The organism is Candidatus Frankia alpina, from assembly GCF_902806485.1.
In the GTDB taxonomy this organism is placed as follows: domain Bacteria; phylum Actinomycetota; class Actinomycetes; order Frankiales; family Frankiaceae; genus Frankia; species Frankia alpina.
Genome location: NZ_CADCWT010000532.1, coordinates 1 through 729, shown reverse-complemented (window position 1 = coordinate 729; position 729 = coordinate 1). Strand labels below are relative to the sequence as shown.

General features: G+C 68.2%; 1 protein-coding gene. It reads right to left on the bottom strand.

The features are described 5' to 3' along the window. Positions 1–36 precede the first annotated feature (36 nt). Positions 37–729 (bottom strand): IS66 family transposase (locus tag G6R25_RS24355; RefSeq protein ID WP_205447450.1); only part of this gene is annotated, 693 nt, incomplete at its 5' end.

Here is a 729-nt window from a genome sequence, read left to right as displayed (position 1 = left end):
GTAACTGGTCAGGTGGTTTCTTGATGTTGGTCGGGGTCAGGTTGTTGAGGGCGTCCAGGGGTTGCCTTCGGCCAGGCGGACGAGGGCTTCGAACAGGCTGATGTGGTGTTTGGTGGCGGTGGACAGGTAGCTGCGGATCGCGCAGAACTGGCGGGCCCCGGCGAGAGTGCGTAGGCACTCGGATACTTTCTGCCGCAGTTTGATCATGCGGATGTCGTGTTCCGAGCCGTTGTTGTCCGCGGGTATCCGCTGGTTACGGGTGAAGCGCAGGTAGTCGTCTTCGCGGTCGACCAGCCGGCAGGCCAGGGCGTGGCGGGCGGCTATGAGTTTCGTGCCACGGCCGGCGGTCTGGCTGATGCCGATGTGGGCGGCGTGGCGTAGCAGCCGGGTCTGGGCGGCCAGCTCGGCGGGGTCGAGGCTGGCCGCACCGACGGCGACTGCCTGGGTGGCCAGGGTGCGCAGGGCAACGAGTGCGTCGGTGGCCTGGGCGGCCCAGGACCACTGCCCGGCCGGGACACCGTCGATGACCCCCTGCAGTTCGCGCAGGACGTGGGCGACGCAAAGCTGGTGGGTGACGCTGGTGTAGCTGCCGTAGGGGGCCCAGGCGTCGTGGACGAGGACCCCACCGAAGCCGGGCAGCACGCCGAGCGTGTCGATCCCGGCTCTCCCACGGTTCGGATGGCAGTCGATCAGGGTGTACTTGTCGGTGCGGGCGCAGTGGACCCAGTG